Raw genomic sequence first — 23451 nt, forward strand, 5'->3', positions numbered from 1 at the left:
GGGTTGTTCAGAAAGTGTTGCCGAAACGTCACAATTGTATCGGGCACAGGTTGTGACGCGAATCTGCAACAGCGGGCGGAATGGCGAAGTCAAAGCATCAGTCTTGCAACAAAAAAGGCCGGGCGTGCCCGGCCTTTTCGATGAGTTTTCAGAAGCTTAGAACTTGATCTTGACGCCGCCTGAAATCGCCGTGACCAGATCGTTGCCAAAGTCGTAGCTTGCATCGGTACCGGCTTGGAACCCGTCCGCGCCATTCACTATCCCTGAATGGCCGCTGGTCATCACGCCGATTGCCCCAGCAAGGCGAACCTCGATATTCGGCTGCGGCGTGTAGGCGACCCCGCCGCCAAGGGTCCAGGTGTCAGTCTGTGCCCCGTAGCCATGCGAAGTGCCACGATCCCAAGTGAGCTGGCCGGCGGCGCTCCACTGGTCATTGAATTTATGTCCGATACCGCCTGACACGGTCCAACCATCTCGGTACATCAGGTCAAGCGAAGTCACCTGTTGCGATCCAGAAAGCGGACCACCGGTAAAACAGTCGGAAGTAGCAGTTCCGACATAGCAGATCGGAACGCTCTGCAAGACGCTCCAATTGACCCATTTGATCGAACCGAAGGCCAACCAGCCGGGCGCAATGCCCGACTGCAATTTCAACTCGACCGAGTCCGGCATGTGCTGCGTAGCACCGTAGATCGGGTTAGCACCTCCAAGGATGGCCGGTAGTGTAAGCGTACCGGAGATGTTGTCGAGCTTGACCTGTGAGTTGTAGACCAAGCTCGCGCGGAGGGCGATCTCAGGGATTTCGTAAGCAACGCCCGCGCGCCAACCCCACCCGCTGGCCTCAAGGTCGACGCGCCCCGTCAATGCTGGGAGGAGATTCACCAGGCTCTCCTTGAAGCCGGAGATATCCTGATAGAACACGCCACCGATAAAACGGAGCTGGCCCTTACCGGCATCAAACTTATAGGAGCAGGTAGCAGCGTAGTTATTGCTCTTGATATCGGTTTCTATGTTGGAGAACGCTCCGTTCCAGGTGCTACCCGGTGCGGTATGTGCGCCCCACGGCTGCGAATAGTCGACCATGCAGTCGACGCCTTGGACAACCTGGGCTTTGACGCCAATGCGCGGCACCCAGTAAGGCTCCGCACCATCGGCCGAGGTGCTGAAGCCGAGGGGACTAAAGTCGGCTCCGCCCGGACCGCGCGCATTCTTGTACTTGCGATCCGGCATCACATAGGTCGCTTCCGCCTCCGTCGCGACCGGCGCCGGATCGAACAGCAGATCGATGTCGTAGCCGCCGCGCTCCAGGCCGCCGGCATGCGCGGGGTGCATCGCTGCGCCCATCAACGCGATCGAAAAGCAGCCTGCCCCCGCCAGAGCTTTGAGCCGCAAGATGTTCATGGAAATCCCTCCCCGAATACAAGTGGCTCAAGCTAGAACCAATTCGGGTTAATGACGCAACAACGATTTCAAGAGCTGTACATGTACATCTTGACAGCGCGTATTTTTGCCATGGTAACTGGTGCCGCAAATGCCGCCAAAATCGCGCCGACAGGCACCTAACAGTTCAAAAAATCCGCAAAAACCACCCAAAACAGGGCAAAAACAGCCGTTTTTGGGCCTGACGGGCCTCATTGTTACATTATGGCAACAATAGGGCGCAAACTTTCCGTTTACGTCAAAATTAACGTAGCGGCACGCGCATTTTCGAGGCAGCTAACGTACCGGAAAGCGCCTCTCCGGCGATGCCGAATCTTGCCGCTCAGCCGGCGTCGCGGACCCTGGTCAAAGCCACCGAAAGCTTCTCCTGCGCCTCGCGGTATTCGGCGAGTTTTTCGCGCTCGGCTTCGACCACTTCCTCCGGGGCGTTGGCGACGAACTTTTCGTTCGAGAGCTTCTTGTGCAGGCGCGCGATCTCCTCGGTGACCTTCGCCAGTTCCTTCTGCAGCCGCGCGGCCTCGGCCTGGAGGTCGATCAGGCTGCCGAGCGGCAGGCTCACCGTCGCCTCGTTGAGCACGATCTGGGCCGAGCCTTTCGGCGGCGCATCGACCAGCGCGATATCGCCGACGCGCGCCAGCCGCTTGATCGCCTGGGCATGGCGCTTCAGCCGCTCCTGCGTCAGCGTGTTGGCGCCGATCACCATCAGCGGCGCGATCGCCGCCGGCGGCACGTTCATTTCCGAGCGCACCGAGCGGATGCCCGAGACGAGGTCGACCAACCAGTTGATGTCGGCGGCGGCCTCCTCGTCCTCGAAGTCGGGCGACGGCCAGGCGGCGTGGCAAAGCAGCGAGGAGCGCTCCTTGCCCTCGCCCGCGGTCTGCGCCCACAGCTCCTCGGTCATGAACGGCATCATCGGATGCAGGAGCTTGTAGATCTCGTCCAGCACGAAGGCGACGCAAGCCCGGCTTTCGGCCTTGGCGGCCTCGTCCGTGCCCATGAACACCGGCTTCAGCAGTTCCAGGTACCAGTCGCAGAACAGGTTCCAGACGAAACGGTAGGCAGCAGTCGCCGCCTCGTTGAACCTGTAGCTGGTGATGCCTTCGGTGACGGCGCGCGCCGCCCGCGTCAGCTCGGTCAGGATCCAGCGGTTGACCGGCAGCTTGGCGTCGTTCAGCCAGAACTCGTCGTCGCGTGCGACCTCGTTCATCTCGGCGAAGCGCGTCGCGTTCCAAAGCTTGGTGCCGAAATTGCGGTAGCCGGCTATGCGGGCCGGATCGAGCTTCACGTCGCGTCCCTGCGCCGCCATGACGGTCAGCGTGAAACGCAGCGCATCGGCGCCATATTCGTCGATCAGGTCGAGCGGATCGATGACGTTGCCTTTCGACTTCGACATCTTCTGCCCGTTCTTGTCGCGCACCAGCGCATGCACATAGACGGTGTGGAACGGCTCCTCGTCCATGAAATGGAGGCCCATCATCATCATGCGGGCGACCCAGAAGAAGATGATGTCGAAGCCGGTGACGAGGACGTCTGTCTGGTAATAGGTCTTGAGCTCCGGTGTCTGGTCGGGCCAGCCGAGCGTCGAGAACGGCCACAGCGCCGACGAGAACCAAGTGTCGAGCACGTCCTCGTCGCGGGTCAGGATCTCGCCCGGCTGGAAATTCTCCAGTCTGTCCTCGACCCAGGCCTTCCACGGCCCTTCCAGCGCCAGGTAATATTCGACCGCCGCGGCTAAAGCCTCTTCCTCGGTCTTCTCGACAAAGACGTGCCCGTCCGGCCCGTACCAGGCCGGGATCTGGTGGCCCCACCAGAGCTGGCGCGAGATGCACCAGGGCTGGATGTTCTCCATCCAGTCGAAATAGGTCTTTTCCCAGTTCTTCGGCACGAAGTTGGTACGGCCCTCGCGCACCGAGGCGATCGCCGGCTTGGCGAGCTCGGCGGCATTGACATACCACTGGTCGGTCAGGAACGGCTCGATCGGCACGCCGCCGCGGTCGCCATGCGGCACGGTATGGCGGTGCGGCTCGATCTTGTCGAGGAACCCGCCGGCCTCCATCAGCTCGACGATCTTCTTGCGGGCAGCGAAGCGGTCGAGCCCGTCGAGCTCGTCCCAAACGGCCTGGCGCTCCGGCGTCACCTCGAGGCCTGCGAGGAAATCCTCATTGTCCTTGAGCTTGATGGCCGCCTCGGCCGTCAGGATGTTGATCGCCGGCAATTTGTGGCGCCTGCCGACCTCGAAGTCGTTGAAGTCATGCGCCGGCGTGATCTTGACCGCGCCGGAGCCCTTCTCCGGATCGGAATACTCGTCGGCGACGATCGGAATCTTGCGGCCGACGATCGGCAGCACGACGTTGCGGCCGACCAGACCGGTGAAGCGCTCGTCATCCGGATGCACGGCCACGGCCGTGTCGCCGAGCATCGTCTCGGGGCGCGTCGTGGCGACCGTGATGAAGGTTTTCGAATTCTCGGGGTCGAACGCCTCGCCTTCGATCGGATAGCGGAAATGCCAGAGATTGCCGTTCACATAGTGCTGCTCGACCTCGAGGTCGGAAATTGCGGTGAGCAGCTTCGGGTCCCAGTTCACAAGGCGCTTGTCCTTGTAGATGAGGCCTTCCTTGTAGAGCGTGACGAAGACCTCCAGCACCGCCTTGGACAGGCCTTCGTCCATGGTGAAGCGTTCGCGCGACCAGTCGGCCGAGGCGCCGAGCCGCTTCAGCTGGTTTAAGATCGCACCACCCGATTCGGCCTTCCACTCCCAGACCTTCTCGACGAACTGCTCGCGCGTCAGATCGCGGCGGTGGATCTGCTTTTCCATGAGCTGGCGCTCGACCACCATCTGCGTGGCGATGCCGGCGTGATCCATGCCGGGCTGCCAAAGCACGTTCTTGCCGCGCATGCGCTCGAAGCGCACGAGGATGTCCTGCAGCGTGTTGTTGAGCGCATGGCCCATATGCAGCGAGCCGGTGACGTTCGGCGGCGGGATGACGATGGTGAAGGCTTCCGCCCCTTCCTCCGCGCCGGCGCCGGCCCGGAAGGCGTCGGCCTCCTCCCAGATTTTGGCGATCTTCGGCTCGACGGCTTTGGCGTCGTATGTCTTTTCAAGCATGGAGGAGGTCCGAACTGTCGGGAACAAGCGTCCGGTGTAAATCGGAAGGTCTTGGCCGAGTCAACCGCGAGAGCTGCGATCGCTCTCACAGATAGGCCTGCCGCGGCCAGCGGCAATCCCGGCCGGTGCTGCAATTGCGGCGCGCCTGATGCACGTCCGCAAGGGCGCAGCGGGTCCTTAAAGCGCGTCGCGATCTTTCAGATTCGCTCCATGCGCTTTAGGTTTTTGATTTTACGCATGTCTCCCGAAACCGGTTCCCACTTCGGGAGACATGCTGTAAACAAAAGCGCCGCTCGAGGGCGGCGCTTTCAACCTGCGTGTTGCGGCAGCTTACTGAGCCCCGCGCGCCACGCGTTCGATCTCCTCGCGCACCAGCCTTTCGACCAGCGTCGGCAGATTGTTGTCGAGCCAATCCTGCAGCATCGGCCGCAGCATCTCCTCGGCCATCTCGTCGAAACTCTTCTTGCCGCGGCTGGCAAAAGCGTCGGAAAGCTCGCCGAAGGCCGCGGCGACCTGCCGTCCCGTATGCTCGGAAAGGATCGCGGGCCGGGCCGGCTGCGCCTCCGGTTCGGGTGCCCGGGAGCCGCCGGCTTGCACGGAAGCCTCCGCCGCCGGCCGAACGTCTTCCTTCTCGATCTCGACCTTCTCGATCTCGACCCGCGGCGCGGCTTCCGGCGCCCGGGCGGTCGGCTTCGCGGTAACCGTGCTGCCGCCCGCCGCGGCGATTTCCCGCCGCCAATCGGTGACAATGGTCTCGGCGGTCTGCGGTGCGTTTGCCGCCGCGGGCTTGCTCGCGGCCGGCGACGCGCTCGATTGAGCAGCGCTCCTGGCCCCGACCTCCGACAAGGTCGTCGGCGCGGGCGCAGGCCTGACCGGCTCGTGGCGAGCCTCGGCGCGCGTCGGCGCCGGATCGGTCGCGGCCAGCTGGGCTTGGACCTCCGCCAGCGTCACCGGCTTGCGGGCGTCGGCGTGCAATTCGGAGCGAAAGGCGTCGACCTCGACATTTGGCGCGGACGCGGGGGGCACGGCAGCGGCGGCCGGCTCCAGATCCTGGCGCAGCTCGCCAGCCTCGGCCGGCTGCTTTCGCCCGGTGTCGCTGTCTTCGATGATCCTCCGGATGGAAGCCAGTATCTCTTCCATGGAAGGTTCGCGCTGAGCGCTGCTTGCCGTCGCCATCGTCACATCCGCCGCCCAAGTGACCTGTTCAGAACCAGACCTGTTCAAGACCTGATCCGTTCGAGAACTTGACCCATTCAAGAATTCCGTTCCTGCCCGGGCCGGAATTCGAATCAATGTCGACAGCGTAGCCGACCGATCGTCATCCGAGAATCCCCAATCTGGGGACTCTTTGGATTTCAACAGATTAGGGGATTTCAACAGATTAGGGGATTTCAGCAGATTAGGCGACGCGCGGCCCAATGCACCCCTGGAAAGGCAAACGCCGCGCATCCATCGGACACGCGGCGTTTTACCGAAGCATGCTGTCGGAAATCAGCGCCCGTCAGGCGTGCGCAGTCCGAACCACTTGTCCTTGACGGCGTTGTAATGCTCTTCCGGCCGGTATTTGGTGACCGCCAGGCCCAGGCGATCGACCGACAGGCGGCCCATCGCCGACAGGATGGCGTAGCTCGCCACGACCACGTCGCGCTCGGAGCTGGCCTGATTGATCTTGGCGGTGATGACCGCGTTCTGCGCGTTCAACACGTCCAGCGTCGTGCGCTGGCCGACATTGCGCTCTTCGATGACGCCGTTGAGCGCCAGTTGCGCGGCATCGATGACCTGCCTGTTGGCATCCACGCTTTGGCGCGCGGCGACATATTGCGTCCAGGCTGAGACCACGGCCTGGCGCACCTGGTCGCGGCTGACGTCGACCTGGATGCGCGCCTCGCTGAGCGATTCCTTGTTTTGCCGCACCAGCGCCGAGGTCCGCCCACCCGAATAGATCGGAATGGTCAGCGTGGCGCCGATATTGGCCGATGTCGAGGTGCCGTTGGGGCTGCTGAAGGAACTGGGAACGGTATGGCTGTAATCGTCCGAAATGCCGGCGGAAGCCGTGACCTGCGGCAGCAGCGCGCCTTCCGACGACTTCACCGAAAAGGCCGCGGCATCGACGAGATGCTGCGTGGCAAGAATGGCCGGATGCTCTGCCGATGCAACCGTCAGAGCCGAATCGAGGTTGCCCGGCAACAGCTTGCCCAGCGGCGAGGCCGCCTTGAGCTTGCCCGGCTCGTCGCCGACGATCTGATGATAGGTCGCCGCGCTTGCCAGAGCCGTCGCGCGGGCTGCGCTGAGCTGCGCCACGGCCGTGGCGCGCGAGGCGTCGGCCTGGGCGACGTCGGTGCGGGTGCCCTCGCCGACCTCGAAGCGCGAACGGGCGGCGCGCGCCTGCTCGGTCAGGAACTGCAGGTTCTGTTCGGTCAACACCGCGATCTGGCGGTCGCGAATCACGTCCATATAGGCGCTCGCCGCATTGAACAGGATGTTCTCTTCGGTGTTGCGCAGGCTTTCGACCGAAGCCTTCACCTGCGATTCGGCGGCGGCGACATTGTTCTTGGTCTGAAACCCGTCGAACAGCGTCTGGTTGATCTGCACGCCGAAGCTGCCCGTCGTTATTCTCCTGCTGGTGCCAAAGCCGTGCACGTTGGTGTAGTCGATGTTGGCCGAACCGGTGACGGTCGGGCGCCAGCCCGACTTGGCGATGGCAACGCCCTCATCGGTGACGCGCACGCCGGCGCGGGCCGCGTTGAGCTGCGAATTGTATTGATAAGCCTTGGCGAGGGCGCCCGTGATGGTCTCGGCGGAGGCGGCCAGCGGCGAAAGCGCCGTGGCCGAAATAAGGATAGCTACTAAAACACTCTTGCGTAGAGGCGGCACGTTATTTCCCTCATTCGTTTTGCATGGGAACCACGCCGCGTCAGCCTACCCTTACGGATCGGCCAGCGCCGCGTTGTTTATCGTTCCCCCGCTGACAGCCTCCCGGAAACGCTCCGTTAACCAAATCAGCAACGATTGCTAGGCGCAAGCGATCATGACAGCGCCTTCGCTGCAAGGCAAAAACGCTCAGAATTCAAACGCGTGAGCACGTTCGAAGCCCGGTAGTGGCTTAATTGCCGCATTAAAGGCCCGCCTTCCGGTTACAACCCCCCCCGCTTTGAAAAACAGCCGGGCCACGCCAGAGTTGCCCCGTCCTTCGACTGCAACCAGGCGTCCATCTTCCGCAAGCTGGTCGAGCAATGCCTGCGGCACTTCCTCGATGCTGCCGCCGATGAAGATGACGTTGTAAGGCGCTTTAGCGGCGTGCCCCTGCGGCAGCGGCCCGGTGATCACCGCGACGTTCTGGCAGCCTAGGCTGGAAAGCACGGATTTGGCGGCCTCCGCCAGCGCGGGATCGCTCTCCAGCGCCACCACGGACCGCGCCAGCCTGGACAGCAATGCGGTGGAATAGCCGGTGCCGCAACCGACATCGAGCACCGAATCGCTCGCGTCGATCTCGGCCAGCTGCAAAAGCTTGGCGAGCGGCGACGGCTCCATCAGGTAGCGCGCGCCGACGCCATTGGCACCGTCGGAAATGCGGATGTCTTCGTCGATATAGGCCAGATCCTGCTGCCCGGCGCCGACAAAGGCTTCGCGCGGAACGGTCAGCATCGCTTCGATGAGCGGCGCGCTGGTCACGTCGGTGGTGCGGATCTGGCCGTCGACCATCTTCACGCGGCGTTCGGAGAAATCAGCGCTCATGTCCCAACAATCCGCTCCCCGCGCCAGATGCGCGGCTAAAACTTCGACTGGAACCCCGCTCCGGCGCGATTGCGCTGGAGCCCGCAAGCATCTGGAGGCCTCGCCCGGAATCGAACCGGGGTGCAAGGATTTGCAGTCCTCTGCGTAACCACTCCGCCACGAGGCCTCGCAATGCTCCCGGCGTTCCGAGCGCACTCATTATGTTGGCGCTTAAAGGTCGTCAAGCGCTCGCGCGTCATTCCAGGCGCTTTCGCATGGAGTGGCCAAAGTGGTGATTACCAATCGGTTGTCCCGGCTACGAGCCATCGCTGTGGCGCAGCCGCCCGGCCTCTCAGTCGGGCCTGCGCTGGCGTTCCCACCAGATGATGAAACGCCGCCGGTGGCGCCGGATCATGGCGAATTCATAGGACAGAACCAGGAGACCGAGGGGAACCATCCAGAAACCGAGAATCGGCAGAAAGCCGAGAAGTCCGCCAAAGGTAAGCAGCATGCCGATCGCGATTCGCCAGCCGCGCGAACGGGGCATGGTGAACTCGCGGCCGAAGATCGAAATCTTCCGCGCCGGGCCGCTGTCATCGTCCGCTGCCGTCATCCAAACCAAATCCCATCCGCTGCCGGTCCCATGTCCAAGCCGAGAGCCGGCCGCTTTGTTCCGTGCCGGTGTGAAGCCCTTCATATGTGGGCACGCCGAGCGATGGCACAAATAGCCGCATTAAAAACTGGAGAAAAATTGCGAAATGCTTCTTTGCAAAGCCGAAAGGTGTTTGCTATAGGCTGCGCCACTCACGTCAGAGCCTCCGTTCCCCGGTAGCTCAGTGGTAGAGCAACCGGCTGTTAACCGGTTGGTCGCTGGTTCGAATCCGGCCCGGGGAGCCAACAATTCCAAGGTCCGTTCTGGACACATAGGTTACGGTTTATACCGGAGACATGGGTAACACTTTTGGCCCGAAGGGGTTTTGGAGTGGTTCGAGCCTGCATGTCTCGTCGTCGAAATAACCCAAATCGTAGTCCATGAAGCTGGTCAGCCAGATATGGTCCTCGACCTGTTTGACGCCAACGGTCTGACAGGCGAAGACGAGGCTGAGGTTGATCTTCTTACGATTGTAGCAGATGCGGCCGCAGGTGGTGACGGTGACGGCCTTGTCGTGAAATGGATAGTCGAGGTCCGGCAGGCCGGCATAGGGACGCGTTGAAGGTTGATAGCGCTCGGCCGGACAGTCCATGCCGAGTGCCTGATGCGGGCGTTCTGAATTGAACTCGTCGATGAAGTCATCGAACCTGGCCTGCTGCTGAAGGAAATTGGCGCCAGCTGGCTTGGTGGTTTCCTTCTTCAGGGTCAGGTGCATACGCTCATGACGGCCGTTCTGCTGCGGGCAGCCCGGTTTGATGCGCTCTATGTCGATGCCCAGGCGATAGTGCAGAGATTGATGGCTAGGAAGTAACAGCCACCTTGCGAACTATTGAATATTAGCCGATGCTCAACCCGCCTTGTGGGAGGGGTTGGGGGATGAGCAAAAGAACGTTTGGGCAGATCGACGCGACTGAACCGGTCGAGCCTAGGATCATAAGAGGGTCGCGAGCCAAGAACCTGCTCTATCTCCTTGGAGGTATCGCCTTCGTTTGGATAGGAGCTTACCTGGTCCGAGACTCTGGGTCTCAATCGGGACTAATCGCGGTCAAAATGATAGTGATAGGATGGACTAGCATAGTCTTCTTCGGACTGTGTGCGCTGGCCAGCGTATTGTTGTTCGTCCGTCCGCGCGTTTTGATCCTGGATGGAAGCGGCTTAGCGATCGGCGGCGGCATCGTTCGATCTCCGTTAAAAATTGCATGGCGGGACATTCAAGGGTTCCACGTCCGGAAGCAGAACCGCCACAAGTCGATCGGCTTTCGCTTCGAACCTGGCGCCAAGACGCCGTTGAATAGAAGGCCCGGGATTGAGCTTAGTCTGCCCGGGGGAGGATGGACGCTATCGATTGAGAAGATGGTCGAGCTCCTTAACACCTATCGGCAACAGGCCCTGAATAGTGAAGCCGAGCCAGTGAGCGCGGTGGCCGGGGCTCCCTCTGCCAAACTTTCAACGGACGCGAATTTTCCTATAAATCGACCACTGGAAGCGGCTCACGAGAAGCCCTCCAGGCGCGCCATTATTTCCTTTAAGCAGGCTCTCATCCTTGGGGCGCTTTTCGGATTTGCTATAGGGTGTCTGCAATATGCGCTTGCCCCTTGGCCGAACCCGATTTTAACACTTGGCCTCGACGCCCAAATAGGGGCCATAGTGTCAGCAATCGCGTATCGAGTTATGCTCGGTTGGCGAGAACGCTAGCGCCGCGATTGGGACCTTTCGCGACCAGAGCCTCACCAGCGCGCATGGCGAAGCCCACGCCCATTGCCAGGCCGGCAGCGAGGCTTTCAGCCAGGCGGAGCACGATTGCGCGATAGCGAGCCCGGAGACGCGCTGGCGTGAAGCGGCCAACCCGCTTCCTTGGCCGGCTGCCAGAGGCGCCAGGACGCGCGGGCGATCGGGCAGCGTATGACAGCGGCGAGAGAAAGCGCGCGTCCTAGATGTTTGATCCCGGGCTTTAATGGCGCATCCGTGTCATCCGAATCAAAGGATGCGCTATGGGACAGGTTCTACACGGCCGCGCCACGACGACAGAGGCAATCCGTCGAGCAATACAGAATAGTCAAGAGAGCCTGAGGGCGCTGGCCAAGCGCTACGGGATCGATCAGAAGACGGTTCGAAAGTGGAAGAACCGAACCTCGACCGCCGATCTTCCGACCGGTCCCAAGGACCCGAAGTCGACGGTGTTGTCGGTGGAGGAAGAGGCGGCCATCGTCGCCTTTCGCAAGCACACGCTGCTGCCGCTGGATGATTGCCTCTATGCCCTTCAGCCGACGATCCCGCATCTGACGCGCTCGTCCTTGCATCGCTGCCTGCGGCTGGCCCGACTGTGTCCGGATGTGCATCGGCCCGCCATCTCGACGGTGCATGCGGTTCGGCGCCGGACATCGTCGCCACCATGACGGCCGGCAACGCCTCGATGGACGGTCCACGCCTTCGGCGGATGAATATTAGCTATCTTGAATGTTGCGCGCCGCGGGCGGATAATATCCATCGGACCTTGAGGGAGGTTCGAATGCGCACGCTCCTCTTTCTGATTGCATTCGCCGCCAGTTTCTTGATCTGGGATCGACTGGCCAATGACGGCTCATACATCGCCACTCTTGAGCACAGCTTGAAGGACGCGAGGGAACGCCTGATTTAGCTTTCGCTAAACTGTATCTGGACTCTCGACCGCTTCGGACGCATTCTGCTCCCCGGGAGTGAGGGGCGTGGGCAAGCGTCAGAGATATCAAGGGGCTGATCAGGCCAACCGGTGGCGAAATCGCGCAAGGCGGTCCTCTCCTATGCCTTTGCGCCTCGTCTTGTCACCGTCGCGGCTACGGCAGCCTTCGCGACACAATTCGCAATGTCGCATGGTTCTGCTAGGCTCGATGTACTCTAAGCCCGCGGTGCTCGGCTGTGTGATCAAGGGCAATATCAGCCTCACCACTGGCGAGCACATCCACCATGTACCAGGCCAGAAATATTTCAGCTCGACCGTTATCACTCCCAGCAAGGGCGAGCGCTGGTTCTGCAGCGAGGCCGAAGCTCTGGCGGCGGGCTGGCGCCGATCGAAGGTCTAAGAGCTTTGGATCAGTCACAGCCGGGGGAGAAGCGCCGGAAGCCGCATGGCGAAGGGGTCACCTGGTACGGCATGTACATGATGGCCCAGAACTACAGGGCCACCGCTGATGCACTTGAGGACCTTTTCGTCATTCCGCCGGGCAGCGGTCATCCGCGACGGTTTCTGTATTACCAAGCCCTGGAGCATTTCCTCCGAACTTTCTTGCATTTGAATGGCCACGATTTGGATAGCATTGAGCGGCATCGGCACAGATGGGGCGATATGCTCGACCTCTGCCATGGTCTCAAGCTTCCCCCGGATATTGAAAAATACATTCGAAAGAGCGCGGACAATAATGCGCTGGTAAGCGTCCGATACGCCTACGAATTCGATACAGACCCGGGAACCGGTAGGAAGGCAACGCGCTCGACATTGCCGCTTGAAAAGGCTGTCTTCGCACTCGAACGGGCCGTCGGCGCTGCAATCGAAGCTGTAGGTAGACCAGTCTACAAAAGACCCGATCCAAAATGGAAGGCAGCGCGATAAACTGGCGCCTACTGCATTTCCATCGCCCAGGCGTTGAACATCTGACCGAGTTCCTCGCGGTCTTGCCAGACGGAATGCGCACCGACAACGATGACAACGACGTATGCCGCAGCAATCAGCAACTTGCGCACTATCGGAAGTCCCTCAATCAATTCACGGCACGAAACCATGTTTCCCGGTCGCTCCTCAAGGCCCGAAACTGATCGCGCCGCCCACGAAGGTCTTTGAAGCCGACAGCGTGAAGGTGAAGTCGTCGGTCGTGGTCGCTGCCGTGGTAGCGATATGGGCGGCGGCCGTTCGGCCTCGCCTGCCTGTCGTCGTAGATCAGCGGCCCGATCCTTCTCACGATCGCCTTGCTCGGCCCTCCGACGCAACAGTCCTGATAGCAAACCGTCCAGCCTAGCTGGGCTCAACAGACGTAGATCCACATAGTTCGCGACTAATTCGCTGAGCTTCTCCATCGGAAGGGTTCGGCCCTTGCAGGCACTGCTTCCCTGCCGGACGGCCGTGCAACAGGTGTAGTATCGTACTGCTTACCCCTCCCCGAGGTGCGTAGGGTCATGGCACCCCCGCAGTCAGCGCAAGGCGACATCGTTCTGGCAGCCTGTTGGGCGCACGCACGGCGCAAGTTCTATGATGTTCAGCAAGCGATCGGATCGCCGATCGCGGAAGAGGCGCTGCGCCGTATTGGCAGCCTGTATGCCGTCAAGGCCGAAATCCGCGGACAGTCGCCGCCCCGCCGGCTTGCGGCACGGATACCCTTCAAGTCAGCATCGCTCTCCCGAAGTGGAGGAGCCTTCAAGCCCGATAGTTTTGCCGGAGCAGCGGCGGAGCCGCCCTATGCTGGTGTGAGCCCAGTCTACTTAAAAACCAGCATGACTTCATTAACTACAATAAAATACGTCAACTGGCACATTGATCGAAATGCCCTATCGTCCCTATGATAAAGTGGGGTGGGAATCGGTTTGATCTCTGGAGTGGCTCTCTGGAAATATCAGCGTTTGCATTTCATGCAACGAGGTGGCCGTGATGAACACTCTGATTTCTCCCCTCAGCCGGCAAAATTCTCAGCAACAACGTCATCATGCCGCATCACAAACTCAGCATTTGGGCGCGCAAAGCGACCCTATCACTCCGTCTGAATTCCCGCTGGAGGAAACTCACTGCTTTAGCCAGATGGAATCCTGTCGCACTCTTCGAACGAGTGCTGGCCGAAATTGGAATAATGTATACATATCCAAGCAGATCGAAGACCCCAATGAGGGCACTTTTCAGGCAAGCCCGCACCTTCTCATCTCCTTGACAAGGTCAGGCTCCACGAGGGTCATCTGCGATGTTCAATCGCAAGAATTCAGAGCGTATCTTCATCCCGGCCAATTGTGTATTCTGGCGCCGAACCAACCAGTGCGTCTAAAGTGGGATAGACGCGTTCACACGACACATCTTTATCTCCGATCCTCACTTTTGAACGAGGTTGCGGGCGATATCACCCGAAACCAATTCACCTCCGTTGATGTTGTCGGCAGGTTGGCATTTATGGATCCCCTGCTCGAAGGGCTGGTCACCGCCGTCGACGACGCTATGGAGTTGGAGATAGAAGGTGCCCGTTCTTATGTAGAGCATCTCGCGCGTGCAGCGGCGTGCCATGTGCTCCGCAAATATTCGGCCCTACACTCACCGCAGGTTTTGGAAGATGCTTCCGGAGAACTCACCAAGAGCCAGCTGGCGCGTTTTCGAGAAATGGTCGAAACCCGGATGAGTCAGAAGTTGACGTTGACCGACCTGGCCGAGGGAAGCGGCTTGTCGACCGGGCATTTTGCCCATCTGTACAAGCAAGCCACCGGAAAAACGCCGTACCAATATCTGCTTCACAGTCGGATCGACCGCGCGCGCTACCTATTGGCAAAGACGACGATGCCCGTCGCACGGATCGCTGCAGAATGTGGATTTTCAGATCACGTGCACTTCACAAGAGTATTCTCGAAAACCGTCGGTCAACCGCCAGCGGCTTTCCGCAAAATCGCCGCTGATTGAGCGACTGTAAAATTCTGCGTCCTGGTGGTGGTGGAGCGTCTTGAGACGACGTTTGCCTGCTTCGCAGGGCAAGGGGCCACGTTCGGAGGTGCTGTGGTGTACTCGACGTCGTACGATTGAAAGCGCTACGGAGCGAAGCCACAATATACGCCGCGTCATCCCCGGCAGCTTCCCGTCGGATCAGCATGCCCCGCATTGGCACGTTGTTTCTCAACGAGACAGAAATCGTGAGAAATCAAAATACAATGGCTCAGAACTCCAGAGGGCGCTGACCGAACGACCGAACGGCATTTTGAGCAGGGTCGACTGGCGTAGCAGCTAACGTCTGAAAGGGTACCCTCCACAAATATAAGCTTCGCCTGCCAGCCTTCCGCTGCAACCCAGTCTTTAGTACAAGAGCAATCTGAGTTGATACGCTGGCGAGCTCCAGCCGGTCCAGGGCTAAAGAGGCCCAACCGGCGCCAACGACGCCCAAAGAGCGGTACAGGATTGCCAAAAATCGCACGCGGCTCTGCTTCGTCATCAACTCCGATAACCTGGTTGGAAGGTCGAAATTCGTACGCATTTTGATCTCGTCACCTTCTGGCCCGTTTCTTGCTGTCCGAAGGATGTCTCGGACTGTTGGGAGGAGGAAAGTATCAACATGGCGATTCAAATCATACCGGCGGCTGCTGGATACTATGTGGTCTGGCCAGCGCCGGGCACCGTGCGAGGTTTTGGGCGTTCGCCCGTCACGGCCTGGCAGATCATCCTCGACGACGAAGGTCTAGCCGGCTGGTCCGAGCCCGTGGTCGATGGCGTTATATGTTCCGAGCGCTATGCGATCCAATGCCCGGACGGCACGGTGCAGGAATCGGACAGCGGCGTTTATCACGATACACTCGACGATTGGGCACGCGCTTTTGTCCGGAGCGCTACAACATAATCAAAATAATCAAAATCGAATCTGTTCGGTTCACGCAGCTAGAGACCTCGAATTACCGGCGCCCGCTGTTTTGGAGAGTGCTTCTGGGCGGAACAACGGAACTGTGATGCGTTGAAGAGACGGATTTCCGGGTCGGCGCCCGCCCACTCGGGCCACCGGCATCACGCTGCCGTCGCCTTTTTCTCGTGCCAGACGTATCGGGTGATGTTGTAGGTGAAATTGGCCATGCCGATTTTCATTGTCGCTCTGGCAATGCCGATGGTTCTCACGGACAGGCTCATCCTGGCTTGTTGGTGAGCGAAGGCGTGCTTAATGCGGGATCGGATTTTTCAGCGCTGGCCATTGGCCCGCGCTGTCGCCTCGCTCGTTGGCTGTCCTTCGGCTTCTCGTGATGGATATCGCTGGCGTAGCCGTTCCTGTCGAGCCAGGCTTCGTTCTTCTTCGACCGATACGCCGTATCCGCCCACACGGTCGAGCCGGTGTTCGACCGCTTCACCACATTGCGAAGCTGCGCGCCGTCATAAGCGGCGGCGTTCGAGGCATCCAGTTGTTCACTGGGACCGAGATGCGGAGTTCCTGCAATTGGAAACTCAAAACGCGTCCGGGACCTGCATTGCTGAGCGTCACATGGACCTGCCTCACCACTATACTGACATCATAACAGCTCAGTCGCTGGGCTCCCTTAGCTTTCTATAACGAGGTATCCCCGGCACCTGTATCGCAATGCGGTGTCGTTGCGAACGCTCAAGCCGCCACGCATTTGACGATTGTCTGGAATCGTTTGCGCAAAATCGGAATTGGGCCGTAATATCTTGACTCCTCTGGGCTATATGCGACGCTGATAGCGCTAAAAGTAATCTCAGAGGAGAATTCCTATGCTTAACTTTTTGTTCGGCGGAACAACTACTGGATCTACAACCGTCGACCAGGAGACTGGTTACCATTACAATCATACTGGCGAAGTTACCTTCGATGATGCCTACCTGAACTTCATGGAGGGTGGCGGTCATCTTGGTATGGGGGCCGCTATGCTTGTCGGCAGTGCCTGGACCGGCATTGCCTTAACACCTGCACTTGTGCTCGACTCGCTGCAGGCTCACGACGGGGTGCACATCGCCTGATTGGCTATCCTGTATCGAGCAGGCACTGCCCTATTGGACGTCGCCAGCTCGTCGTGACAGAGCGCCTTCCGCGAGGCGCCTAACCGCTGCGGGGAATTTTGTGCCTCGCAGCGGTTGATGCCCGGGATTTGACCTCGCTTCGATCCGACGCGGGATCTGCGGTTGGGACTACTGCAAACGAACGGAAAGGTGGAACCCGCCGAGGGAAAATTTAAGCCTATTGTCCTGATCTTGTCTTTGGCGAAAGTAACGAAGAGACCTGTTGATGTCCTTGGCTGATGCAACCGCACCGTTTCGACCGACCAAGAAGCGCGCAGAAACCGAAATCGGCTTGGCGATAAGATCGCTCCGCCCCTACATTATTGCTGTGGGCATCTTCTCGAGCATGATCAACCTGCTCTATCTCAGCTCACCCCTCTATTTGATGCAGGTCTACAATCGCGTGTTGCGAAGCGAAAGCATTCCGACACTTGTACTGCTAACGCTCATTTTGATAGCAGCGCTGCTTGTCATGGCAGTCCTGGATGCCATGCGGGCCCAGATGTTGACGAGATGCGGCATCCTGCTTGACGAAAAACTGGCAAGCCGCGTGTTTTCTGCGCTGGTGCAGAAATCATCCAGGAGCGGATACTCACTTGGCGCCCTGCCGTTGCGGGAGTTGGACGAGTTCCGTGCCTTCGTCACCGGTCCTGGCATCCATTTTTTATTCGATGTCCCGTGGATCCCGATTTATCTCATCATTCTCTTTCTCATCCATCCCATTTTGGGCGTGGTGGCAACGGTCGGTGCAGCGCTGCTGCTGGGGTTCGCTTTTCTAAACGAGGCCGTCACCCGAAAGCCCATGGATGACGCCCAGGCTGCTGCCAGACGGTCATTTGTCTTTACCGAGAATATCATGCAGCACGCGGATGTAATCCGCGCCATGGGCATGCAGTCGGCCGTGGAGCGCCACTGGCAGGGAAGCCGCGCGGGAATGCTTGTCAGACAGGCCTTCGCGAGTGATCGGAATGCGTTGATTCAAGCTGGAATTCGGTTCACGCGGCTTCTTCTCCAATCCCTGATACTTGGTACCGGTGCCTGGCTCGCGATCGATCATTCTATCAGCCCAGCAACGATTTTTGCGGCCAGCATTATCATGGGGCGCGCAATCATACCCGTCGAACAAGCCGTAACCGCTTGGAAGCAGGCAGCGGCGGCCCGGATGGGTTATCAGCGTATCAGAGACCTCCTAAACGAAATTCCCGAAAGCGATCTCAAGACCATCGTACCGACCAACGAAACCGTGCTCGATGTAAAAAAACTCTCTTATCGGGCCGCAGGACGACCGAAGCCGGTCCTGGACGATATATCCTTCAGAATCGGAGAAGGTGAGGCGTTGGCAGTTGTCGGACCAAGCGGTTCGGGAAAAAGCACGCTTTCCAAATTGTTGATCGGCGCCCTGGAGCCCGCCGAAGGCGATATCTCTTTTGGCGGACTGAACTATACACACTGGGATCCAGCGGAATTTGGCCGCATTACGGGATATTTGCCTCAGGACGTCGGCTTGTTCGCCGGCAGCGTCCGAGAAAACATCTCGCGCTTTAACGATACCTCCATCGTGCAGATCATGGAGGCAGCGACACTCGCGGGCATCCACGAGATGGTCCTGGCCTTGCCCAAGCAATACGACACCATGCTTGGTCCGGGCGGACTGGGATTATCGGGCGGACAGCGCCAGCGCATCGGCCTGGCAAGGGCTTTGCTCGGGCGTCCGCGGCTGTTGGTTCTGGACGAGCCAAATGCACATCTGGACGTTGAAGGCGTACGCGCGCTCAGCAAGGCCTTGTTCCTCATAAAGGCTCAGGGCACGGCCATCGTTGTGGTCACCCACCAGCCTGCCATCCTCAGAGTGGTCGATACCGTACTTGCGCTGAATTCCGGCAAAATTGACAAATTTGGCCCGCCGCAGAGCTTCGCGGCTCCCGCTCTGCCAAGCTGAGGGACAGCGCCTATGACCACTATCTCCGCTCCCGACAGCTCTGCATATCGCAATCCGTGGCGTCCCGCCCTATGGGGAGCGGTCGCATTGCTGGCCTTTGTGCTGCTGGTCGTCGGTTGGGGTTATGTGGCGCCCCTCTCGAGTGCGGCGATCGCCGAGGGCAGCTTGCAGGTCGAAGCCCAGAGACAATCGGTGGCACATCCGTATGGCGGTATCATTTCCAAGCTCCTAGTCACGGAGGGTCAACATGTCGAGCGTGGCCAGCCCCTGATCGAGCTCGACGGAACGGAGTCTCAAGCAAAGCTCGACATTGCCAAGGCCGAGGTCATGACCCTGGTTGCGCGCCAAGCCCGTCTGTTGTGTGAGCGTGACGATGCCCACTCTGCTTGCCTGGAAAAATTCCGAGCGGAAGCCCGTTTGTCTCAGGGAATGGAGGGTACGGTTGCAAACGAATCGGCGGTGATGCTTGCGCGAGCGCATCAGTACGAAGCCGAAAAAGGCATGCTCGTGTCCAAGGTCGCGCAGCTCCGCGAGAAAATCTCCGGATTGGAAGCGCAAAAAGAGGGGCTTTCGAAGCAAAATGCCTTGATGCTCGAAGAGATGGAAGGTGCTCGAAAGCTGGCTGCTTCGGGATTTACGCCCAAGACACGTGTTCTCGAGCTGGAAAGGGCTGCAGCCCGCATACTTGCCGACATAGGCTCGGGTACGGCTGAAATTGCCACGACTACGCAGGAATCCGGCGAGGCTGAACTCGCCATCGCCAAGCTGGAGCGCCAACGGATCAACGAGATAGTCGATCAGATTCGAACAACCCAATCCTCGTTGGCGGAGGCTTTGCCAAAGTTCAAGGCGGCGCAAGATGTGATGAATCGAACGCTTATCAGGTCGCCTGTCAGCGGTTCGATCGTTGATTTGTCCGTATTCACGGAAGGTGGAGTCGTTCAAGCCGGCCAAAAGCTGATGGACATTGTTCCCTCTGACAACCCGATCATTGTCGAAGCCCGGTTGCCGCTTGCCGATATCAACGGCATCAACACAGGGGCAGCCGCCAACATCTGGCTAACCGGCGTGCCGAGGAATGAGCGCCCGCAACTGCGCGGCGAAATAATCAGCGTCTCGGCGGACAAGATCACGGATTCGCGCTCTGGGCTGAGCTATTTTGCGATCCGCACCAGTATCAATCCCGACGACCTCAACAAATCGACGGTTTCCCTGCAGCCAGGAATGCCGGCGGAAGTGGTGGTCACTAACGGATCACGAACCCTGATAGGTTACCTGCTTGGGCCGCTTCTTGATGAAGTCGGGCACGCGTTTCGAGAGGAGTGAGGGTCAACCATGGCAGATATAGAGAAGTTCGATGGCCGCAAGAGCCGTCGTTCCGACAGCAAGACAGAAGCTGGCAAGGTGGGCAATGCGCTGAATTTTGCGCTAACGGCCGGCACCGTAGGCCTGGGCCTAGCGCTGCTCGATCAGGAGCAGGCAGCCGCTTCCAGCGCGGATTCAAAAGCGAGTTTTTCACACGACGACGATGGCCGGTCAGACTCTTCCGTTTCTGCAGATCAGGCCGTGCCTGGCATTGATCACTCAAAAACAGCTGATCACGCGTTGCATGTTACCAACGCGGACAATGGACCTGCCGCCACAAACGGCGGCGAGATCGCCGCGCGGACAGCAGCGGCAAGTACGTTGACTTCCGAGAGCACGCCCGAGACTTTGCGGCACGCGTCGGATTCCGCCCCCTCACCAGCCGCGGCAAACGATGGAAATACAGCGAATTCTGCGAACGACGTCGCTACGGTGTCGACGCCGACCGATACCGGCCATTCGCCATCGGCAGCTCACATAAATTCTGCAGAAGGCGGAACGATCGAAGGGGCTCACGGTGCATCGTCCGTCATCGACTCCAACGACGCCCTGAGTGCAGCAGGAGATGCGCTGAAAGCAGTCGGCGATGTCGCAAACAACCTGCTCGGAGATGGCGGAGGGCTCGGCGTCGTGCCGATGATCGCCGAGACGGTCGACACCCTTGTCGGCAAAGATGGCGTTCTGGGGGCGCTGGTCGGCGAACATAACAGCGATGTCCTTGGCGGCCTGACCGTCACCAGCAACGAGATCCTTGAAGGTCTTGTTGGCAAAGATGGCGCTCTTGGCGGTGTCCTTGGCGGCGGTCTCGTTGGCGACGGTGATGGCGGTGTCGCTACCGCCCTGACAGGCAGCCACGGCGGTATCGTGGGTGGCCTGATCAACGCTGCTGTCGGCCTTCTTGGCGGCGGCGCCAGCTCGGAAGCGGCAGCGGATGGAGGCGCAACGGCACACGCTTCGGATGCCGCCTCGACCCAGGGCGTTGGGGTGACGGAGACACAGGCGGATGTCGCTTCCGGGGCGCCGTCAAATATGTTCGAGGTCGCACACGCGGCGCTGCAAATCACCGAAGGCGTCGCCGACGCTATCACCCCGACGCTGACATTTGTTGGCCAGCCCATTATCGAGGATGACGCGCACACCGACACGGACCATTCAATCCACGTTTCGATTCAGCATGTTGCCTAGGCGGACCTGTCGCGATCCCGTCGATGGCTCTGCAAGGGCTCTGCTTATGAACTTGGTATGGCCCTAAATGAGAACATCGGTAGCAAGCTCATTTCGATAGCCAGCCCGCTGTTTGCGTAGTGGTTCTTCGCGCGGTCGTAGAGTCCATCTGGTCTCCGCGCGATACTTTGCGGCCAGGAGTCATATAAGAAAAGAAGATTACCCGAGGCGTTTCAGTCAATACTTCCGGGTAATAAACAATGACGCTCTTCACCATATGTGGCAGGCTTGAGTAACGTTGTTGAGAGAACCGTTCAAAGCGAGGGTTCTGGATGAGCTATTTTGCGGAATAGAAGTCATTAAGACTTAGGTGGTTCCAAGTCTTTGGCATCGTTAGCAACAAAACCCAACCGGTTTTGTAGCCGGCTTGGAGAGATTCTTTTGAAGTGAACTGTTCATTCGGCTTGCCGTGGTGGCAGGCCGTGATTGCGGTCGCGCGCGCCAAATTCTGTCGAGGAGACAACGGACGTGGCAAATTTTGGACGTTCCGGCGTCTTTCCCGAAGCGGCAGCAACTGCTGGGCTTCGCTTGTCAGGCGCTACAGAGCGGTCGATCGCAAGGGATACGAATCCGTTCGCCGTGTTGAGCAGAGCGGCTCTCGCGATTTCCCGGCGCGACAATCCTCCATCTGCAGCTCGGCAGAAAGGCTCGGGTCGCTTCAGTTCGAAAAGCGTGAGCGTAACGAGTTCGCCTCCAGGGCGAGAAAGCAAAGATTTGGTTTTTACCAAGCTGGCGCGTGTCGAGCCGGCTTTTCAGTTTACGGAATCTCCCGGCGGGGAGCCGCCGAGACCGTTGGTCGTGCGGAACAGCACAAGAGGCAATTAGCAGGAGAGTACCATGTCCAGGATCAGCAGGCGTTCTCATTTCTTCCTTTCCACGGCAACAATTGCATTGCTGTCGGCTCTCGTCGCTCAGGGAGACACCGCTATTGCTGGCGGGCGTAGATCGGGTGGAGGTCTTGGCGGCGGCGCGCTCGGAGGTCTCGGAGGATCAGTTGGTGGTCTTGGTGGTTCGCTCGGCAGCGCCTCGGTTGGCGGCAGGTCGTCTGGTGGCGGCCCCTCCGTCGGTGGCAAGTCGGCCGGCGGCAGCGCCTCGGCCGGTGGCAGCGCTTCGGTTAGTGGCAAATCGTCCGGCGGTGGCGCTTCGGTCGGTGGCAAGGCCGGCGGCAGTGCCTCGGTCGGCGGCAGCGCTTCGGTTGGTGGCAAATCGTCCGGCGGTGGCGCTTCGGTCGGTGGCAAGGCCAGTGGCGGCGCCTCGACCGGCGGCAGCGCTTCGGTCGGTGGCAAATCGTCCGGCGGTGGCGCTTCGGTCGGTGGCAAGGCCAGTGGCGGCGCCTCGGCCGGCGGCAGCGCTTCGGTCGGTGGCAAATCGTCCGGCGGTAGCGCTTCGGTCGGTGGCAAGGGCGGTGGCGGTGCCTCGGTCGGCGGCAGCGCTGGAAAGTCCGGCGGTAAATCGGCTGGCGGTATCGGCGGCGCCCTTGGCGGAGCGGTGGGCGGTGTGGCCGGCGGCCTCGGTGGAGCCGGCGGCATCGGCGGCTCACTCGGCGGCGTGACCGGCGCTGTAGGTGGCATTGGCGGAGCGCTCGGTGGCATTGGTGGTGGAGCCGGCGGTATCGGTGGCTCCCTCGGTGGAGCGGTCGGCGGCGTGACCGGCGCCGTCGGTGGCATTGGCGGAGCGGTCGGTGGTGTGGCTGGCGGCCTCAATGGCGCGGTCGGTGGCATTGGCGGAGCAGTCGGTGGCATTGGTGGTGGGGCCGGCGGTATCGGCGGCTCGCTCGGCGGCGCGGTCGGTGGTGTGGCTGGCGGCCTCAATGGCGCGGTCGGTGGCATTGGCGGAGCAGTCGGTGGCATTGGTGGTGGGGCCGGCGGTATCGGTGGCTCCCTCGGCGGCGTGGTCGGTGGTGTGACCGGCGCGCTCGGCGGTCTCGGCGGAGCAGCCGGTGGGGTGACCGGCGCCGTCGGTGGTATTGGCGGCGCGGTCGGTGGTGTGGCTGGCGGCCTCAATGGCGCGGTCGGTGGCATTGGCGGAGCAGTCGGTGGCATTGGTGGTGGAGCCGGCGGCCTCGGCGGCTCGCTCGGCGGCGTGGTCGGCGGCCTGACCGGCGCGCTCGGCGGTCTCGGTGGCGGCAGCGGCGATGGCGGCCTCGGCGGCTCGCTCGGCGGCGTCGTCGGCGGCCTGACCGGCGCGCTTGGCGGTCTCGGTGGCGGCGATGGCGACGGCGGCCTCGGCGGTTCGCTCGGCGGCGTGGTCGGTGGTGTGACCGGCGGTCTCGGCGGCGCGCTCGGCGGCCTCGGTGGCGGCAGCGG

18 protein-coding genes, 2 tRNA genes and 3 pseudogenes are annotated in these 23451 nt (G+C 60.4%); 14 read left to right on the forward strand and 9 right to left on the reverse strand.

Going from position 1 to position 23451, the window contains the following annotated elements; all coding sequences use genetic code 11:
- Positions 1 to 156: 156 nt before the first annotated feature.
- The 7 genes from RFM41_RS29300 to RFM41_RS29330 all read right to left on the reverse strand — a co-directional run bounded on the left by RFM41_RS29300 (position 157) and on the right by RFM41_RS29330 (position 8873).
- Entirely contained in the window at positions 157 to 1401 is a 1245-nt protein-coding gene (locus tag RFM41_RS29300; protein WP_320248588.1) for an OmpP1/FadL family transporter, read from the reverse strand.
- A 361-nt stretch (positions 1402 to 1762) separates the two neighbouring features.
- Positions 1763 to 4546 carry a valine--tRNA ligase gene (locus tag RFM41_RS29305; RefSeq protein ID WP_320248587.1) on the reverse strand — a complete coding sequence of 928 codons (2784 nt, stop codon included), beginning with the start codon at positions 4544 to 4546 and terminating at the stop codon, positions 1763 to 1765.
- A 330-nt stretch (positions 4547 to 4876) separates the two neighbouring features.
- On the reverse strand, positions 4877 to 5722 hold the full coding sequence (locus RFM41_RS29310) for a PopZ family protein (protein WP_320248586.1): 846 nt from the start codon (positions 5720 to 5722) through the stop codon (positions 4877 to 4879).
- A gap of 315 nt (positions 5723 to 6037) precedes the next feature.
- Positions 6038 to 7420, reverse strand: a complete 1383-nt coding sequence (locus tag RFM41_RS29315; protein WP_320248584.1) for a TolC family outer membrane protein — start codon at positions 7418 to 7420, stop codon at positions 6038 to 6040.
- Between the two features lie 186 nt (positions 7421 to 7606).
- On the reverse strand, positions 7607 to 8281 hold the full coding sequence (locus RFM41_RS29320; RefSeq protein WP_320248582.1) for a protein-L-isoaspartate O-methyltransferase family protein: 675 nt from the start codon (positions 8279 to 8281) through the stop codon (positions 7607 to 7609).
- 92 nt (positions 8282 to 8373) lie between these two features.
- Positions 8374 to 8447, reverse strand: a tRNA-Cys gene (locus RFM41_RS29325).
- A gap of 165 nt (positions 8448 to 8612) precedes the next feature.
- A complete protein-coding gene (locus tag RFM41_RS29330; protein WP_320248786.1) occupies positions 8613 to 8873 on the reverse strand; it encodes a hypothetical protein in 261 nt (86 codons plus the stop codon).
- A gap of 209 nt (positions 8874 to 9082) precedes the next feature.
- Between RFM41_RS29330 and RFM41_RS29335 the strand changes: the two genes are divergently transcribed.
- A tRNA-Asn gene (locus RFM41_RS29335) sits at positions 9083 to 9157 on the forward strand.
- 38 nt (positions 9158 to 9195) lie between these two features.
- On the opposite strand, the pseudogene RFM41_RS29340 reads toward RFM41_RS29335, so the two are convergent.
- A pseudogene (locus tag RFM41_RS29340) lies at positions 9196 to 9693 on the reverse strand (integrase core domain-containing protein); the annotation flags it as partial.
- A 95-nt stretch (positions 9694 to 9788) separates the two neighbouring features.
- Here RFM41_RS29340 and RFM41_RS29345 point away from each other — a divergent pair.
- The 5 genes and pseudogenes from RFM41_RS29345 to RFM41_RS29365 all read left to right on the forward strand — a co-directional run bounded on the left by RFM41_RS29345 (position 9789) and on the right by RFM41_RS29365 (position 12498).
- Positions 9789 to 10607, forward strand: coding sequence for an STM3941 family protein (locus tag RFM41_RS29345; protein ID WP_320248580.1), 819 nt, complete (start codon positions 9789 to 9791; stop codon positions 10605 to 10607).
- 296 nt (positions 10608 to 10903) lie between these two features.
- Positions 10904 to 11224, forward strand: a pseudogene (locus RFM41_RS29350) (IS481 family transposase); the annotation flags it as partial.
- A 197-nt stretch (positions 11225 to 11421) separates the two neighbouring features.
- A complete protein-coding gene (locus tag RFM41_RS29355; RefSeq protein ID WP_320248578.1) occupies positions 11422 to 11550 on the forward strand; it encodes a hypothetical protein in 129 nt (42 codons plus the stop codon).
- 229 nt (positions 11551 to 11779) lie between these two features.
- Entirely contained in the window at positions 11780 to 11971 is a 192-nt protein-coding gene (locus RFM41_RS29360) for a sunset domain-containing protein (protein WP_320248577.1), read from the forward strand.
- A gap of 77 nt (positions 11972 to 12048) precedes the next feature.
- Entirely contained in the window at positions 12049 to 12498 is a 450-nt protein-coding gene (locus tag RFM41_RS29365; protein ID WP_320248575.1) for a hypothetical protein, read from the forward strand.
- 8 nt (positions 12499 to 12506) lie between these two features.
- On the opposite strand, the gene RFM41_RS29370 is transcribed toward RFM41_RS29365, so the two are convergent.
- Positions 12507 to 12629, reverse strand: a complete 123-nt coding sequence (locus tag RFM41_RS29370) for a hypothetical protein (protein WP_320248573.1) — start codon at positions 12627 to 12629, stop codon at positions 12507 to 12509.
- 447 nt (positions 12630 to 13076) lie between these two features.
- Between RFM41_RS29370 and RFM41_RS29375 the strand changes: the two are divergent.
- The 8 genes and pseudogenes from RFM41_RS29375 to RFM41_RS29410 all read left to right on the forward strand — a co-directional run.
- Positions 13077 to 13253 (forward strand): annotated as a pseudogene (locus RFM41_RS29375) (IS66 family transposase); the annotation flags it as partial.
- A 274-nt stretch (positions 13254 to 13527) separates the two neighbouring features.
- Positions 13528 to 14532: an AraC family transcriptional regulator gene (locus RFM41_RS29380; protein WP_320248572.1), complete on the forward strand. Its 1005-nt coding sequence runs from the start codon at positions 13528 to 13530 to the stop codon at positions 14530 to 14532.
- Between the two features lie 643 nt (positions 14533 to 15175).
- Positions 15176 to 15457 carry a hypothetical protein gene (locus tag RFM41_RS29385; protein WP_320248570.1) on the forward strand — a complete coding sequence of 94 codons (282 nt, stop codon included), beginning with the start codon at positions 15176 to 15178 and terminating at the stop codon, positions 15455 to 15457.
- A gap of 875 nt (positions 15458 to 16332) precedes the next feature.
- Positions 16333 to 16578, forward strand: coding sequence for a hypothetical protein (locus RFM41_RS29390; protein ID WP_320248569.1), 246 nt, complete (start codon positions 16333 to 16335; stop codon positions 16576 to 16578).
- 265 nt (positions 16579 to 16843) lie between these two features.
- Positions 16844 to 18556, forward strand: coding sequence for a type I secretion system permease/ATPase (locus tag RFM41_RS29395; protein WP_320248568.1), 1713 nt, complete (start codon positions 16844 to 16846; stop codon positions 18554 to 18556).
- A gap of 12 nt (positions 18557 to 18568) precedes the next feature.
- The gene (locus RFM41_RS29400) at positions 18569 to 19882 is read left to right on the forward strand and encodes an HlyD family type I secretion periplasmic adaptor subunit (protein WP_320248567.1); all 1314 of its coding nucleotides are present in this window, start codon (positions 18569 to 18571) and stop codon (positions 19880 to 19882) included.
- Positions 19883 to 19891: 9 nt separating this feature from the next.
- A complete protein-coding gene (locus RFM41_RS29405; RefSeq protein WP_320248566.1) occupies positions 19892 to 21106 on the forward strand; it encodes a hypothetical protein in 1215 nt (404 codons plus the stop codon).
- An 876-nt stretch (positions 21107 to 21982) separates the two neighbouring features.
- A partial coding sequence (locus RFM41_RS29410; protein ID WP_320319322.1) for a hypothetical protein occupies positions 21983 to 23451 on the forward strand: 1469 nt, incomplete at its 3' end.

This window comes from Mesorhizobium vachelliae, assembly GCF_033977325.1.
GTDB lineage: Bacteria > Pseudomonadota > Alphaproteobacteria > Rhizobiales > Rhizobiaceae > Mesorhizobium > Mesorhizobium vachelliae.